Source organism: Ramlibacter sp. AN1133, from assembly GCF_037890035.1.
Classification (GTDB): Bacteria; Pseudomonadota; Gammaproteobacteria; order Burkholderiales; family Burkholderiaceae_C; genus Ramlibacter.
Genome location: NZ_JBBKTQ010000023.1, coordinates 1 through 15,830 on the forward strand (window position 1 = coordinate 1; position 15,830 = coordinate 15,830).

Below are 15,830 nucleotides of genomic sequence, written 5' to 3' on the forward strand. Positions count from 1 at the left end.
GTCGTTGGCGTAACGAGCACGCGGTCAACTTGGCCTCACGCGCTTCGCGCTCACTGGGTTCCCGCCCGTGCGAGAACGACGGGGAGGAGCGGAGGTTCCCTGCACGGCCCAACGTCGCGGCAGGTGGTGCGCGGTGCGGGACCGCGTTGGGGCTGCCCGAAAAATCGGGCCCGCCGCCGCAGGAGGCTACACAGCGAAGCGATGTGAGCCTCCGTACGTATCTAGCTGGCGACTTCTGTTTGAACGGAGCGTTTGCCGCTCGCGGCAAACGCGCAGTGAGTTATGGCGCCGCGGCGGCGGGCCCGATTTTTCGGGGAAGTCCGGCGCGCGAAGCCGCCGGGCCAGCACCTTCGCGGGCACGCACCGCGCACCATCTGCCGCGACGCCCCCGGAACGAATTCAGAGCACGGGCGCCAAGGCCTTCCGAGCAGCCTGCGTACGCCCGCCGTAACCCCAATCCGTCGCAGGCACCTCCTGCACCACCACATAGCTCGCCTCCTCCAGCGGCCCCAGCTGCTGCTGCAACTCCTCCCACGCAGCCGCGACGAAGTCCTCCTTCTCCTCGACGCTGTTGGTGCCCTCGGTCACTCGGATCTCCAGCATCGCCGTCGCCTCGCGCGGGTTGCGGCCGCCGATGAACCACCGCCCCGGCCACAGCTCCTCGATGACCACCGCGGTGACTTCGCGGCGCTTGCCGAGGACTTCGGTGGACAGGTCGGTCAGGCGCCGCGCCAGCAGGCTCAGGCGCTCGGTCGATTGCGGCGGGGTGATCTTCAGTTGCAGCGTGGGCATGGTTCAGGCCTCCGGGAACAGGGTGTCGGTGCGCGGCGCGCGCACCAGCCGGCGCAGCAGCGCGGCCCAGGCGGCGCGGATGCCGGCGCCGAGGGCCTGCCAGAAGGCGGTGATCGCCTCCTGCCGCAGGCCCTGCGCGCGCAGCGCGGCGGCCTCGATGTCGCGGGCGAAGGCTTCGGTGCTGCGGTAGTCCATGCGGTGCTCCTGGGTGGCTGGTACGAGGAAGCCACTCTAGGAAGGCCGCGCCCCGGGCGAAACGGCGCCGGCCGCAAATCGGTTTTGCGCCGGCTGCAAGGCCTGGCGCGGACGGCTAGGATGCGCGCCATGCAGCAACTGCAGTTCGACGAGATGGCGCTCTACGCCCGCGTGGCCGAACTCGGGTCGCTTTCGGCGGTCGCGCGCGAGCGGGACGTGCCCGTCAGCCAGGTGTCGCGCACCCTCGCGCGGCTGGAAAAGGCCTGCGGCGCGCGCCTCATGCACCGCTCCACCCACGGCCTGTCGCTCACCGACGAGGGCCGCACCTTCCTGGCCTACAGCCGCCGCGCGCTCGACACGCTCGAGGAGATGGAAGGCGCCTTCGCCACCCACGCGGGCGAGCCGGGCGGCGTGGTGCGCGTGGCGGCCAGCTCGCTCGTCGCGCAGTACCGGCTCGTCCCCAGCTTCGCGGAGCTGGCCGCGCGGCACCCGCGCCTGCGGCTCGAACTCGAAGTGGGCGACCGGCTGGTCGACATGGTGCGCGAAGGGATCGACATCTCCATCCGCACCGTCAACGCCTTGCCGGACAACGTCGTCGCGCGGCAGATCGGCGCGCTGGGCCGCGCGCTCTATGCCGCGCCCTCGTATGCCCAGGCGCACGGCCTGCCGTCACGCCCGGAGGAACTCGCGGCGCACGCGCTCGTCACCAACAGCGCCGTGACGATGCTCAACGACTGGCCCTTCCGCGTCGACGACGAGGCCTGGAGCTACGCCGCGCGCGGCCAATGGCGCGCCAACGACTCCGGCATGGCGGCCCAGATGGTCCTGCAGGGCCTGGGCATCGGCCGGCTCAATACCTGGGTGGGCGATGCGCTCGTCGCGCAGGGCCTGCTGGTGGAGGTGCTCGCGGCGTTCATCGACCCGCAGCCGGTACCGGTCTATGCCGTGACGGCGCCGACGCGCCACCGCCTGCCGAAGATCAAGGCCTGCCTCGATTACTGGGAAGAGTGGTTCGCGCGCTGAGGCGTCACATCGGCTTGCGGGCGATCATCCCGATCACCGCCGAGCGCCCCTTGTGCCCGGTGCCTTCGGCGAGGTCGAGCTCGTACTCCTTGAGCTCCAGGATCTCGAGCCCGGAGAAGGCCTCGCGCAGCAGTTCCGGCGTGTACATGTGCGATTCGAACGGCGGCCCGCCCGTGCGGTACTCCAGCTGCTTCGGCGTGTACCCCTGCAGCACCACCCTGCCCCCGGGCTTGAGGCAATCCACCATGCCGCGGAAGATGCGCGCGCGCAGTTGCGGATCGGCGAACTGGATGAAGATGGCGATCACGCCGTCGTAGAGGCCGCGGGGCCACTGCAGCGTGGCGATGTCCGCCACCGCGAAGTTGACCTTCACGCCGGTGATGCGGGCGAAGTCGCGCGCCTTGCGCACGCCCACCTCGGAGATGTCGAAGGCATCGACCGTCAGGCCCTGCTGCGCCAGCCACACGCTGTTGCGGCCCTCGCCGTCGGCGACGGAGAGCACGCGCTCACCCGCCTCCCAGAGGAAGGCGTGGTCGTGCAGCCACGCATTGGGCTCGGTGCCGAACAGGTAGCCGGTTTCGGAGAAACGCCGGTTCCACGTGCCGGCGGGGTCCTCGAAGGCGGAGGGCGAGGCCGAATCACTCATGCTTTCATCTTAGGCAAGGCTTGCTGTCGCGGCGCTTGCAGGAAACCCGCGCTCCGCCGGACGGCAGAGCACAAGCAAGGCCGTGTTGCGCTCAGGCTGCGAGGGCCTGCAGGGGCCAGCGCGGCTTGACGTCGAAGGCATAGGAGGCCGTGGCCTCCTGCACGCCGGACTGCAGGCGCATGGCCGCGGCCAGGGCGATCATGGCCCCGTTGTCGGTGCACAGGGACAGCTCGGGATAGTGCACGCGCACCCCGCGCCTGGCGCAGGCAGCGTCGAGCTGTTCGCGCAGCCGCCGGTTCGCGCCGACGCCGCCGGCCACGACGATGCGCTGGCCGCCACTGCGGTCGAGCGCGGTCAGGGATTTTCTTACCAGGACCTCGACGATCGCTGCCTCGGTGGAGGCCGCGAGGTCCGCCTTGCGGGCCTCGAGGGCGTCGCCGAGCTTGTGCACCTGCGTGAGCACGGCCGTCTTCAGGCCGGCAAAGGAGAAGTCGAGGTCGCCGCTGTGCAGCAGCGGGCGCGGCAGCTTGAAGGCCGCCGGGTCCCCCTGCTGCGCGAGCCGCGACAGCGCCGGCCCGCCCGGATAGCCGAGGCCCATCAGCTTGGCCGACTTGTCGAAGGCTTCGCCGGCCGCATCGTCGATGGTTTCGCCGAGCATGGAGTAGCGGCCCACGCCGTCGACCTGCATCAGCTGCGTGTGGCCGCCCGAGACGAGCAGCGCGATGAAAGGGAAGGCGGGCGGGTCCGCACTGAGGAAGGGCGACAGCAGGTGGCCTTCGAGGTGGTGCACGCCGAGCACCGGCCGGCGCAGCGCCGCGCCCAGCGCGCAGGCCACACCCGCTCCCACCAGCAGCGCGCCCGCCAGCCCGGGGCCGCGCGTGTAGGCGACCACGTCGACGTCCGGCAGGCCCCGCTGCGCCCGGGCCAGCACCTCCTGCGCCAGCGGCAGCACGCGCCGGATGTGGTCGCGGCTGGCGAGTTCCGGCACCACGCCGCCATAGGCCTGGTGCATCTCGATCTGGCTGTGCAGCGCGTGCGCGAGCAGGCGCGGCACGCCGGGGCCGTCCGCCTGCACCAGCGCGACGCCGGTTTCGTCGCAGGAAGACTCGATACCCAGCACCAACATCCGCACGAGTCTACCCGCGGCATGGTTGTTGCTGTGATCCTGGGGATGAAATCCGCAACCAGCTTCCTCCTCGCCGCCCGCCAGAGCGAGATCGCCGAACTCGAGGAGCTCGCGCGCACCAGCGAGCTCGTGGGCGTGACCGGCCGCTTCATCCACGCCCTGCAGCGCGAGCGCGGCATCTGCAACATCTTCCTCAGCTCGCATGGCAGCCGCTTCGCTTCGCAGCGCCTGCGCCAGGTGGAGGAATGCAGCCAGGTCGAAAGCGAGGTGCGCGCGCAGCTCGAGGCGCTGGAGACGGATGCCCACCGCGTGCGCAACGGCTCGCGCCTGTTCAGCCGGGTCGCGGTGGTGCTGCACGCGCTGGACGGCCTGCCGGCGCTGCGCGCGCGCATCGCGCGGCAGGCGCTGTCGGCGCGCGATGCGACGGCGGCCTACGTGAAGCTCGTGACCGGCCTGCTCGGGGTGGTCTTCGAGGCCGCCGACAGCGCCAGCGATCCGAAGGTCTCGCGCGCGCTGGTCGCGATGTTCAACTTCATGCAGGGCAAGGAGCTGGCGGGGCAGGAGCGCGCGCTGGGCGCCGGCGTGTTTGCCGCCGGCTACATCGACGCCTCGGGCCAGCAGCAGTGGCGCCACCTGATCGAGTCGCAGCAGGCCTGCTTCCAGGTGTTCACCGACTTCGCGGACACCGAGGTGCTGCGCGCCGACCAGGCGAGCCGCGACCCGGCGGCGCTGGCCGAACTGGAGCGCCTGCGCCGCATCGGCTGCAGCACGCGGCGCGAACTCGATCCGAACCTGAGCCAGGCGTGGTACGAGTGGGCCACGCGGCGCATCGACACCATGCGCGCCGTGGAGGACGTGCTGGCGCGCCACCTGCGCGAGCTGTGCGAGGCGCGCATCGCGCAGGCCCGCTCCGAACTGCGCGACCAGCGCGCCATGCTCGATGCGCTGGCCACCGATCCCTCCGCCGAGAGCAGCGCCAGCTTCGGCCCGCACCTGGAACGCTCGATCTTCGGCATGGTGCAGGAGCAGGCGCGGCGGCTGCAGGAGATGAGCGACGAGCTCGATGCGGTGCGCACCTCCCTGAACGAGCGCAAGGTGGTGGAGCGCGCCAAGGGCTTGCTGATGGCGCACCGGCAGATGACCGAGGACGACGCGTACAAGGCCCTGCGCCAGATGGCCATGAACCAGAACCGCCGCATCGTCGACGTCGCCGAAGCGGTGCTGTCGCTCGCCGAAGTGCTGCCGGGCGGCTCCGGCTGAAGCACTGCTGCGGTGCACAAGAACAGTGCGCCGTGCCCTGTGTCGAGGCACTGGAAAAACCGAAATGCCGGACGCAGAGGACGCGAAGGGTACGCAGAGGACGCAAAGAAGACAAAGAAAGCTTGAAAGGTTTTCTTTTGCGTCCTCTGCGTACCCTTTGCGCCCTCTGCGTCCGGATGTCCTGACTTCCCTCCCACTTCTCACTTGGCACGCTTGCTGCATAGGTGACTCCGAACGGGCGCTAACGACGGCGCGCTGCACAAACCGAACACCTGGACAACGGCGTCCATCCCTGCGTGCGCGCAAGCCCGCAGTGCGATGGGCGCCGTTTCGTTTTTCTCTCGCAACTGGAGCTGACGATGCAAGACAACACCAACACGGTCTCCCGCCGGTCCCTCCTGCAGGGCGCGGCGGCCGCCACCCTCGGGAGCGCCTTCCCGCACATCGTGATGGCGCAAGGCACCGCGCTCGAGACCCGGGCCGCCAAGCTGGGCTTCATCGCCCTCACCGACGCCGCGCCCCTGTTCGTGGCCGTCGAGAAGGGCTTCTTCAAGAAGCACGGCATGACGGAGGTGGAAGTCGCCAAGCAGTCCTCCTGGGGCGCCACGCGCGACAACCTGGTGCTGGGTTCCAAGAGCGGCGGCATCGACGGCGCCCACATCCTCACGCCCATGCCCTACCTGATCACCACCGGCGCGGTGACGGCCAACAACGTGCAGGTGCCGATCCACATCCTGGCGCGGCTGAACCTCGGCGGCCAGGGCATCTCGGTGTCCAGCGAATACAAGGACCTGAAGGTCGGCGTCGACACCAAGGCGTTCAGGAAGGCGCTGCTGGACAAGCGCCTGAAGACCGGCAAGCCGGTGAACGCCGCGATGACCTTCCCCGGCGGCACGCACGACCTGTGGATCCGCTACTGGATGGCCGCGGGCGGCGTGGACCCCAACCGCGACATCAACACGATCGTGGTACCGCCGGCGCAGATGGTCGCCAACATGAAGGTCGGCTCCATGGACACCTTCTGCGTCTGCGAGCCCTGGAACCTGCAGCTCATTCACCAGAAGATCGGCTACACCGCGCTCACCACCAGCGAGATGTGGATGAACCACCCGGAGAAGGCGTTCGCGATGCGCGCCGACTACGTGCAGGCCAACCCGAACGCCACCAAGGCGCTGCTCAAGGCCGTGATGGAAGCGCAGATGTGGTGCGAGGACGCCAAGAACCGCGCCGAGGTGGCCGAGATCTGCTCGCGCCGCCGCTGGATCAGCGCGCCGGTGGAAGACATCGTCGATCGCATCAAGGGCAATTTCGACTACGGCACCGGCCGCGTCGAGGGCAACAGCAAGTTCCAGATGCGCTACTGGAACGACCACGCGAGCTACCCGTTCCAGTCGCACGACCTGTGGTTCCTCACCGAGAACCAGCGCTGGGGCTACCTGCCTCCCAACCTCGACACCAAGGCGCTGATCGCCAGGGTGAACCGCGAGGACCTGTGGCGCGCCGCCGCCAAGGAACTGGGCGTCGCGGCCAAGGACATCCCGGGCTCCACCTCGCGCGGCGTGGAGAAGTTCTTCGACGGCAAGGTGTTCGATCCGGCCAACCCGAAGAAGTACCTCGACTCGCTCGAGATCAAGACCGTCAAGAGCGCCTGAGGAGCCACGCATGCGAACCGCCGACACCGTCGAACCGATCCGCCTGCCGGCGCCCGTGGCGCCCGGGCTCCTGCGCACCTGGGCCGCCGATGCGGCCAGGGGCTTCATGGCCTACGTGCTGCCGCCGCTGGTGATCCTCGCGCTGCTGCTGATCGTCTGGCAGGCGCTGGGCTCGCGCCCGGGCGCCGCCCTGCCCGCCCCGAGCAAGGTGATCCAGGACACCTGGGAGCTGATCGTCCACCCCTGGTACGACCGCGGCGGCAACGACGTCGGCATCGCCTGGCAATTGCTCGCCAGCCTGAAGCGCGTGGCCTACGGCTACTCGCTGGCGGTGCTGGCCGGCGTGAGCCTGGGCGTGCTGGTGGGCCAATCGACCTGGGCGCTGCGCGGGCTCGACCCGCTGTTCCAGGTGCTGCGCACGGTGCCGCCCCTGGCCTGGCTGCCGATCTCGCTGGCGGGCTTCCGCGACGGGCACCCGTCGGCGATCTTCGTCATCTTCATCACGTCGATCTGGCCGATCATCATCAACACCTCGATCGGCATCCGCAACATTCCCGAGGACTACCGCAACGTCGCCAAGGTGATCCGGCTCAATGGCGTGGAGTACTTCGCCAAGATCATGCTGCCGGCGGCCGCGCCCTTCATCTTCTCGGGGCTGCGCATCGGCGTGGGCCTGTCGTGGCTGGCGATCATCGCCGCGGAGATGCTGATCGGCGGCGTGGGCATCGGCTTCTTCATCTGGGACGCGTGGAACTCCTCGCGCATCAGCGACATCATCCTGGCGCTCGTCTACGTCGGCCTGGTGGGCTTCACGCTGGACCGCATCGTCGCCTTCGTCGGCCGCAAGGTCACCCGCGGCACGGCCGCCTCCTGAGGACCCCCGCCATGAGCAATGCCTATCTCTCGCTGTCGCGCGTCGACATGACCTTCGCCGGCCCCAACGGCGGCAACCCGGTGCTCAAGGGCATCGACCTGGCCGTGCAGCGCGGCGAATACATCTCGCTGATCGGCCATTCCGGCTGCGGCAAGTCCACCGTGCTGAACATCGTGGCGGGCCTGCTGAAGGCCACCTCGGGCGGCGTGCTGCTGGACAACCGCGAGGTCAACGCGCCGGGGCCGGACCGCGCCGTGGTGTTCCAGAACCACTCGCTGCTGCCCTGGCTCACGGTCTACCAGAACGTGGAGATCGCGGTCGGCAAGATCTTCCGCGACACGCGCTCGGCGGCCGAACGCAAGGAGTGGATCCTGCACAACCTGGCGATGGTGAACATGTCGCACGCGCTGGACCGGCTGCCTTCGCAGATCTCCGGCGGCATGAAGCAGCGGGTGGGCATCGCCCGCGCGCTGGCGATGGAGCCCAAGGTATTGCTGCTGGACGAACCGTTCGGCGCGCTCGATGCGCTCACCCGGGCGCACCTGCAGGACGAGGTGATCCGCATCCAGTCGGAGCTGGGCAACACGGTCATGATGATCACGCACGACGTCGACGAGGCGGTGCTGATGTCCGATCGCGTGGTGATGATGACCAACGGCCCGTCGGCCACCATCGGCCAGGTCATGGACGTGCCGCTTCAGCGTCCGCGCAACCGCATCGCGCTGGCGGAGGACAAGGTCTACAACCACTGCCGGCAGGAGATCCTGTCCTTCCTGTACGAGAAGCAGCGCAAGGTGGAGCCCATCGCGGCACGCGCGGCGGGCGCCTTCTCGAAAAAGGAAAAGGCCGCCGCTTGATCCCCGCAGCGGGTCGTCAGGGATAGCAAAACCTGACAGCCGGACGCAGAGGACGCGAAGGGTACGCAGAGGACGCAAAAGAAAACCTTTTAAAGTTTTCTTTGTCTTTTTTGCGTCCTCTGCGTACCCTTTGCGTCCTCTGCGTCCGGAAGTCCGTCTTCCCGAACCTCACCCCATCAGCACCTGGATGCTGTGCTGGTACGCCTCCGTCAGCTGGTCGAACAACTCGAACAGTTCCTCGCTCGCCGCCGCCACCTTCATCCGCCCCGCGGGCTTGTCGGCCCCGGGCACGGCGGCGCGCAATTCCTTCCACGCCGTCTCCCCGTGTTCCAGCATCGACCGGATCAGCGGCGTCGACAGCGGGGCCTGTGCCAGCGTGGCCAGCCCCTGCTCGATGTCCGCGGCGGTCTGCGCCATCGCCGGCTCCAGCGCCGCCTTGTCGCTCGCCAGCGCCTGCAGCAGCGCGAGCTTCGCCATCCGCTGCGAGCGCCAGCGCAGGCCGCCCGCCAGGTTGATCACCTGCACCGTCGTGGCCACGCCGGACGACTCCAGCGCCGCCACCAGCGCGTTCGCCTGGGCCAGCACGGTCTCGGCCTGTTCGTCCAGCCGCGGCAGTTCGGCGGCGCGCGGCGTCGCTTCGAGCGATGCGCGCAGGGCGCGCCAGCCTTCCCGCGCGGCGGCGATCAGGTCGCCATAGGTAGCTGCCGACAGGTCGGACTGGAGCGCAGCCAGGTTGTCCTCCACGCGCTGGATGGACTCGCGCATCAGCGCGCCCGCGGCGGCGCCCTCCGTGCGGCTGCAGGCGAGCGCGTACAGCTTCACCAGCCGCTGCGACAGCATGCGCTGCTGCCCCGCCCGGTTGATCGCCTGCGCGACGCGGGACGACTCGATCACCTGGCGCGACACCTGCCCGACCCGCTGGTTGCCCTGCATGGACGCGGTGCGCAGCAACTGGAAGGCCTCTTCCTCGCTCACGTGCTGCGCCCGCATCAGGATGCCCTTGGCCTTGTCGATCCACTTGCGCTCGTCGAGCTTCTCGGACAGCTCCGCGACCTGCGTGCGCAGGCGGCGTTCGTGCGCCTCGCGCGCAAGCGCCAGGTGCACCAGGGCGCGCAGGCGCGCCGGGGCGTAGCCCTGCACCACCCAGGCGTGCACGCCCGCTTCCAGTGCGCGCTGCATCCATTCGACGCCGCCGTCCTGCGTGAAGCACAGCACGGGCGTCGCCTGCTGGGCCTGCAGCGTCGCGACAGCCTGCAGCAGTTCCGAAGTGGGGCGCGTCATCCAGCACACCAGCACGTCGGGCGCGGCGCGCAGCGTTTCGCGCACCAGGTGGGCGCAATCGCCCTCGCCGCGCACCTGGAAACCGGCCGCGGTGAAGTCGGCTGAGAGCGTGGGCGCACCAGGATCGGGCGTGGTCAGGAGGAGGACGGAAGTCACTGCAGGGTCTCGGGAGTCGCTGCAAGCATAGTGCAAGCGCGGCCGGCATCGGCTGGCACGGTCCCTGCAATGAACACGATATCGGGTGCGACGCTGCACCCGGGCCGTGCACCGTACCGCCGGCCGCGCGCACAACGTGGTGTGCTGACCTGTACCCGGAACACAGATCCCAGGAGTCACCACGCATGAAGAAGATGAAGCTCGTGATGATCGGCAACGGCATGGCCGGCGTGCGCACGATCGAGGAACTGCTCAAGATCGCCCCCGAGCTGTACGACATCGCTGTCTTCGGCGCCGAGCCGCACCCCAACTACAACCGCATCCTGCTGTCGCCCGTGCTGGCGGGCGAGCAGACGCTGGACGAGATCGTCCTGAACTCCTGGGAGTGGTACGGGCAGAACCGCATCCGCCTGCACGCCGGCAAGAAGGTGGTGCAGATCGACCGCGTCAAGCGCATCGTGCGCGCCGAGGACGGCACCGAGGAGGAATACGACCGGCTGCTGCTGTGCACCGGCTCCAATCCCTTCATCCTGCCCGTGCCGGGCAAGGACCTCGAAGGCGTGATCGCCTACCGCGACATCGCCGACACCAACGCCATGATCGAGGCGGCGCGCAAGTACAGGAAGGCGGTCGTCATCGGCGGCGGCCTGCTGGGCCTGGAAGCGGCCAACGGCCTGATGAAGCGCGGCATGGACGTGAGCGTGGTCCACGTGATGCCCTGGCTGATGGAGCGCCAGCTCGATGACGTCGCCGGCAAGCTGCTGCAGAAGTCGCTGGAGGGACGCGGCCTGAAGTTCCTGATCGGCGCCCACACCCAGGAACTGGTGGGCGGCGAGGACGGCCGCGTGACCGCCATCAGGTTCAAGGACGGCTCGCAGGCCGACGCCGACCTGGTCGTGATGGCGGTGGGGATCCGCCCCAACACCGAGCTGGCCGAGAAGGCCGGCATCCACTGCAACCGCGGCATCGTCGTGCACGACACGATGCAGACCGTGACGGATGCGCGCGTGTACTCGGTGGGCGAATGCGCGGCGCACCGCGGCATCGCCTACGGCCTGGTGGCGCCCCTGTTCGAGCAGGCCAAGGTCGCGGCCAACCACCTGGCGCAGTTCGGCATCGGCCGCTACACCGGCTCGCTCACCTCCACCAAGCTGAAGGTCACGGGCATCGACCTGTTCTCCGCCGGCGACTTCATGGGCGGCGAGGGCACCGAGGAGATCGTGATGAGCGATCCCACCGGCGGCGTCTACAAGAAGCTGGTGATCCGGGACGACAAGCTGGTGGGCGCCTGCCTCTACGGCGACACGGTGGACGGCAGCTACTACTTCAAGCTGCTGCGCGAGGGCCGCAAGATCGCCGACATCCGCGACAAGCTGATGTTCGGCGAATCGAACCTCGGCGACGCCGGCCACCAGGGCCAGAACAAGGCCGCCTGCATGTCCGACGGCGACGAGGTCTGCGGCTGCAACGGCGTGACCAAGGGCACGATCTGCAAGTCCATCAAGGAAAAGGGCCTGTTCACGCTGGACGAGGTGCGCAAGCACACCAAGGCCAGCGCCTCCTGCGGCTCCTGCACCGGCCTGGTCGAACAGATCATCATGTTCACCGCCGGCGGCGACTACTCCGCGGCGCCCAAGAAGAAGGCGATGTGCGGCTGCACCGACCACAGCCACCAGGAAGTGCGTGACGCCATCCGCAACAACAGGCTGGTGACGATCGCCGACACGATGAAGTTCATGGAGTGGCGCACGCCGAACGGCTGCTCCTCCTGCCGCCCGGCGCTGAACTACTACCTGATCTCCACCTGGCCCAAGGAGGCGAAGGACGATCCGCAGTCGCGCTACATCAACGAGCGCAGCCACGCGAACATCCAGAAGGACGGCACCTACTCGGTGATTCCGCGCATGTGGGGCGGCGAGACCACCGCTTCCGAGCTGCGCCGCATCGCGGACGTGGTGGACAAGTACCAGATCCCGACGGTGAAGGTCACCGGCGGCCAGCGCATCGACCTGCTGGGCGTGAAGAAGGAGGACCTGCGCAATGTCTGGCAAGACCTCGGCATGCCTTCGGGCCATGCGTACGCGAAGGCGCTGCGCACGGTCAAGACCTGCGTCGGCAGCGAGTGGTGCCGCTTCGGCACCCAGGACTCCACCCAGATGGGCAAGGACCTGGAGCGGGCGCTGTGGCGCATGTACGCGCCGCACAAGGTGAAGCTCGCCGTCTCCGGCTGCCCGCGCAACTGCGCCGAATCGGGGATCAAGGACGTGGGCGTGATCGGCGTGGACTCCGGCTGGGAGATCTACGTGGGCGGCAACGGCGGCATCAAGACCGAGGCCGGCCAGTTCTTCTGCAAGGTCAGGACGAAGGAGGAAGTGCTGGAGTACAGCGGGGCCTTCCTGCAACTCTATCGCGAGGAAGGCTGGTACCTGGAACGCACGGTGCACTACATCGCCCGCGTCGGCCTGGAGTACGTGAAGAAGAAGATCCTGGAGGACCACGCGGGCCGCAAGGCGCTGTGGGAGCGGCTGCAGTTCGCCCTGGACGGCGAGCCCGATCCCTGGTTCGAACACGAGAAGGCGGCGGTCGACACCCGCCAATTCGGCAAGCTGCAAACCGAGGAAGAGGGGCAGGCGGCATGAAGAGCAACGACTGGACGGTGATCTGCCGCGTCGACGAGATCCCGGTGCTGGGCGCCCGGCGCGTGGCGCGCGCGCGCGGCATGGACGTGGCCGTGTTCCGCAACGCCGAGGACCAGGTGTTCGCCCTGCTCGATCGCTGCCCGCACAAGGGCGGCCCGCTGTCGCAGGGCATCGTGTTCGGCACCAGCGTGGCCTGCCCGCTGCACAACTGGACGATCGGCCTGGACGACGGCAAGGCCCGCGGTCCGGACGAAGGCTGCACGCAGCGCTTCTCGTGCCGCGTGCAGGAAGGCCAGGTGATGCTGGACCCGGTGGAGCTCGCCACGCTCGCCCTGGACGAACAGCCGCCGGTGGCGGGCCCCTGCGCCAGGCATGGCTGAAACCCGGTCGACGTGCCCGTACTGCGGCGTAGGCTGCGGCGTGATCATCCAGTCCGAGGGGGACCGGATCACCGGCGTGCGCGGCGACCCGGACCATCCGGCCAACTTCGGCCGCCTGTGCACCAAGGGCTCGACGCTGCACCTGACGGCCGCGCCCGAAGTGACGCGCCAGGCCCGCCTGCTGCAGCCGATGCGGCGCGAGAGCCGCGGCGGCCCGGCGCACCCCGTGCCCTGGGGCGAGGCGCTGGACTTCGCCGCCGAGAGCTTCCACCAGATCGTCTTGGAGCACGGGCCCGACGCCGTGGGCTTCTACATCTCGGGCCAGCTCCTCACCGAGGACTACTACGTCTTCAACAAGCTGGCCAAGGGCCTGATCGGCACCAATAACGTCGACACCAACTCGCGCCTTTGCATGAGCAGCGCCGTGGCCGGCTACAAGATGACGCTCGGCGCCGACGCCCCGCCCACCTGCTACGAGGACGTGGACCACGCCGACTGCATCTTCATCGTCGGCAGCAACACGGCCTATGCGCACCCGATCCTGTTCCGGCGCATCGAGGAGGCCAAGGCGAAGCGGCCGCAGATGAAGATCATCTTCTGCGATCCGCGGCGCACGGACACCGCCGAAATCGCGGACCTCTACCTGCCGATCCTGCCCGGCACCGACGTGATGCTGTTCCACGGCCTGCTGCACATCATGCTGTGGGAAGGCTGGACGAGGCCCGACTACATCGCGGCGCACACGAGCGGCTTCGAGGCGCTGAAAGACGTGGTGCGCGAATGCACGCCGGACCTCGTGGCGCAGACCTGCGGCCTCGCGAAGGAGGACCTGTTCACGGCGGCGAAGTGGTTCGCGACTTCTACGGCCACCCTGAGCCTGTATTGCCAGGGCCTGAACCAGTCCACCAGCGGCACGGCGAAGAACGCCGCGCTGATCAACCTGCATCTCGCCACCGCGCAGATCGGCAAGTCCGGCGCGGGTCCCTTCTCGCTGACCGGCCAGCCCAATGCCATGGGCGGGCGCGAGGTCGGCGGCCTGGCGAACCTGCTGTCCGCGCACCGCGACCTGGCGAATCCCGGGCATCGCGCCGAAGTCGCGGCCCTGTGGGGCGTGCCCTCGGTGCCCGAGAAGCCGGGCAAGAGCGCCGTGGAGATGTTCCAGGCCGCGGCCGACGGCGAGATCAAGGCGCTGTGGATCGCCTGCACCAATCCCGCGCAATCGATGCCGGACCAGAAGACGGTGCGCCGTGCGCTCGAACGGGCCGAACTGGTGGTGGTGCAGGAAGCCTTCGCCACCACTTCCACCTGCGATTTCGCCGACCTGCTGCTGCCCGCCACCACCTGGGGCGAGAAGGACGGCACGGTCACCAACAGCGAGCGGCGCATCAGCCGGGTGCGCAGCGCGGTGCCGCCGCCCGGCGAGGCGCGGCACGACTGGGAGATCGTCGTCGACTTCGCGCGCCGGCTGGAAGGCAAGCTGCACGGGCCCTCGCTCTTCCCGTACCGCAGCGCGGAAGCGATCTGGCTCGAGCACCGCGAGACGACCCGCGGGCGCGACCTCGACATCACCGGTCTCTCGTACGCAGCCCTGGAAGAAGCGCCGCAGCAGTGGCCCTTCCCGCAGGCGGCGCGCACCGGGCTCGCGCGCCTGTACGAGGACGGCGTGTTTCCGACGGCGGACGGCAAGGCGCGCTTCGCGGCCGTGCCGTACAGGCCCGTCGCGGAGCCGCGCGAATCGCGCTATCCGTTTTCACTCACGACCGGGCGCTTGCGCGACCAGTGGCACGGCATGAGCCGCAGCGGCACGCTCGGGCGCCTGTTCGGCCACGTGCCCGAGCCTGCGGTGCAGATGCATCCGCAGGACATCGCCCGCCTGCGGCTCGCCGACGACGACCTGGTCCATGTCACCTCCAAGCGCGGCTCGATCGTGCTGCCGGTGCAGGCGAGCGCGGAGCTGCAGCCGGCGCAGGCCTTCGTCGCGATGCACTGGGGCAGCGAGTTCGTGACCGGCCTTTCCAGCACGGGCGAGCCGCTGGCCGGCGTGAACGCGATCACCACGTCGGCGTACTGCCCCACTTCGAAGCAGCCCGAACTGAAGCACGCGGCCGTCAAGATCCTGAAGGCGGAACTGCCCTGGACGCTGCTCGCCGCGGCGTGGCTGCCGCGCGAGGACGTGCTGGCCCGGCGCGAGAAGCTCAAGGCGCTGATGGCGCTGTTCCCCTTCGCTTCCTGCGTGCCCTTCTCGAACAACACGCCGCTGGCGCAGGCCGGCACGGGAGAGCGGCACGGCCTGCTCTTTCGGGCGGCGGCATACGAGGCCGCGCCGGAGGACCTGCTGCGGCAGCTCGAAGCCCTTCTCGGGCTAACGGAGATCGAGACGCTGCGCTACTCCGACCGGCGCCGGGGGCACTGGCGCACGGTGGGCATCCATCGCGACGGCGAGGAACTGCGCGTCGACGCGCTGCTGCTGGCCGGCGACACCAGCGCGCAAGGCTGGCTCAAGGCGCTGCTGCTGCAGGAACTGCCGGCGCAGGCCTATGGCCGCCAGCTGCTCGCGACCGGCGCGCAGCCGCCGCTGGCGCTGGTGACCAAGGGCAGGCAGGTCTGCAGCTGCTTCGGCGTGGAAGCGCAGGCGATCGAGCGGCATGTCGCCCATTGCACGGGGTCGGCGGAGGAGCGGCTCGCGTCGTTGCAATCGAGCTTGCGCTGCGGGACGAACTGCGGCTCGTGCGTGCCGGAGCTCAAGCGCATCGTGCGGTCCGTCGCGCCGCTGCGGCAGGCGGCTTGACGCTTGCGCATCGCTGGGGTTTCGCTGTCGCTCCACCGCCAGCCTACCTCCACCGCCAGCCTACCTCCACCGCCAGCCTACCTCCACCGCCAGCCTACCTCCGCCGCCAGCCTACCTCCGCCGCCGGCCTACGATTCGCTCGCGGCCCTGCCGTAGGCTGG

The 15,830-nt window shown here is 69.2% G+C and carries 13 protein-coding genes; 8 read left to right on the forward strand and 5 right to left on the reverse strand.

All coding sequences use genetic code 11. The features are described from left to right. Window positions 1–399: 399 nt before the first annotated feature. Window positions 400–792, reverse strand: a complete 393-nt coding sequence (locus WG923_RS23995; RefSeq protein WP_340353534.1) for a tautomerase family protein — start codon at window positions 790–792, stop codon at window positions 400–402. Between the two features lie 3 nt (window positions 793–795). Then, window positions 796–987, reverse strand: a complete 192-nt coding sequence (locus WG923_RS24000) for a hypothetical protein (RefSeq protein WP_340353535.1) — start codon at window positions 985–987, stop codon at window positions 796–798. A 129-nt stretch (window positions 988–1,116) separates the two neighbouring features. On the opposite strand from WG923_RS24000, the gene WG923_RS24005 reads away from it, so the two are divergent. Continuing rightward, window positions 1,117–2,010 carry a LysR family transcriptional regulator gene (locus tag WG923_RS24005; RefSeq protein ID WP_340353536.1) on the forward strand — a complete coding sequence of 298 codons (894 nt, stop codon included), beginning with the start codon at window positions 1,117–1,119 and terminating at the stop codon, window positions 2,008–2,010. A 4-nt stretch (window positions 2,011–2,014) separates the two neighbouring features. Here the strand turns inward: WG923_RS24005 and WG923_RS24010 are convergent, their stop codons facing one another. Further along, window positions 2,015–2,656, reverse strand: coding sequence for a class I SAM-dependent methyltransferase (locus WG923_RS24010; protein WP_340353537.1), 642 nt, complete (start codon window positions 2,654–2,656; stop codon window positions 2,015–2,017). A gap of 91 nt (window positions 2,657–2,747) precedes the next feature. Beyond that, complete coding sequence (gene tsaD / locus WG923_RS24015; RefSeq protein WP_340353538.1) at window positions 2,748–3,788, reverse strand: tRNA (adenosine(37)-N6)-threonylcarbamoyltransferase complex transferase subunit TsaD; 1,041 nt, start codon at window positions 3,786–3,788, stop codon at window positions 2,748–2,750. 39 nt (window positions 3,789–3,827) lie between these two features. On the opposite strand from tsaD, the gene WG923_RS24020 reads away from it, so the two are divergent. The 4 genes from WG923_RS24020 to WG923_RS24035 all read left to right on the forward strand — a co-directional run bounded on the left by WG923_RS24020 (window position 3,828) and on the right by WG923_RS24035 (window position 8,425). Then, window positions 3,828–5,042 (forward strand): nitrate- and nitrite sensing domain-containing protein, encoded by a 1,215-nt coding sequence (locus WG923_RS24020; protein WP_340353539.1) that lies wholly within the window; start codon window positions 3,828–3,830, stop codon window positions 5,040–5,042. Window positions 5,043–5,401: 359 nt separating this feature from the next. Further along, complete coding sequence (locus WG923_RS24025) at window positions 5,402–6,694, forward strand: CmpA/NrtA family ABC transporter substrate-binding protein (RefSeq protein ID WP_340353540.1); 1,293 nt, start codon at window positions 5,402–5,404, stop codon at window positions 6,692–6,694. A 10-nt stretch (window positions 6,695–6,704) separates the two neighbouring features. After that, complete coding sequence (gene ntrB / locus WG923_RS24030) at window positions 6,705–7,568, forward strand: nitrate ABC transporter permease (protein ID WP_340353541.1); 864 nt, start codon at window positions 6,705–6,707, stop codon at window positions 7,566–7,568. A gap of 11 nt (window positions 7,569–7,579) precedes the next feature. Then, entirely contained in the window at window positions 7,580–8,425 is an 846-nt protein-coding gene (locus tag WG923_RS24035) for an ABC transporter ATP-binding protein (RefSeq protein WP_445322971.1), read from the forward strand. Between the two features lie 168 nt (window positions 8,426–8,593). On the opposite strand, the gene WG923_RS24040 is transcribed toward WG923_RS24035, so the two are convergent. Further along, a complete protein-coding gene (locus WG923_RS24040; RefSeq protein ID WP_340353542.1) occupies window positions 8,594–9,862 on the reverse strand; it encodes an ANTAR domain-containing protein in 1,269 nt (422 codons plus the stop codon). Between the two features lie 185 nt (window positions 9,863–10,047). Between WG923_RS24040 and nirB the strand changes: the two genes are divergently transcribed. From nirB to WG923_RS24055, 3 genes are read left to right on the forward strand one after another with little or no spacing between them, the layout of a single operon-like run. After that, on the forward strand, window positions 10,048–12,501 hold the full coding sequence (nirB, locus tag WG923_RS24045) for a nitrite reductase large subunit NirB (protein ID WP_340353543.1): 2,454 nt from the start codon (window positions 10,048–10,050) through the stop codon (window positions 12,499–12,501). Next, window positions 12,498–12,881: a nitrite reductase small subunit NirD gene (gene nirD, locus WG923_RS24050; protein WP_340353544.1), complete on the forward strand. Its 384-nt coding sequence runs from the start codon at window positions 12,498–12,500 to the stop codon at window positions 12,879–12,881. Before nirB ends, nirD begins: the two co-directional genes overlap by 4 nt. After that, window positions 12,874–15,669, forward strand: coding sequence for a nitrate reductase (locus tag WG923_RS24055; RefSeq protein WP_340353545.1), 2,796 nt, complete (start codon window positions 12,874–12,876; stop codon window positions 15,667–15,669). Before nirD ends, WG923_RS24055 begins: the two co-directional genes overlap by 8 nt. Window positions 15,670–15,830 lie beyond the last annotated feature (161 nt).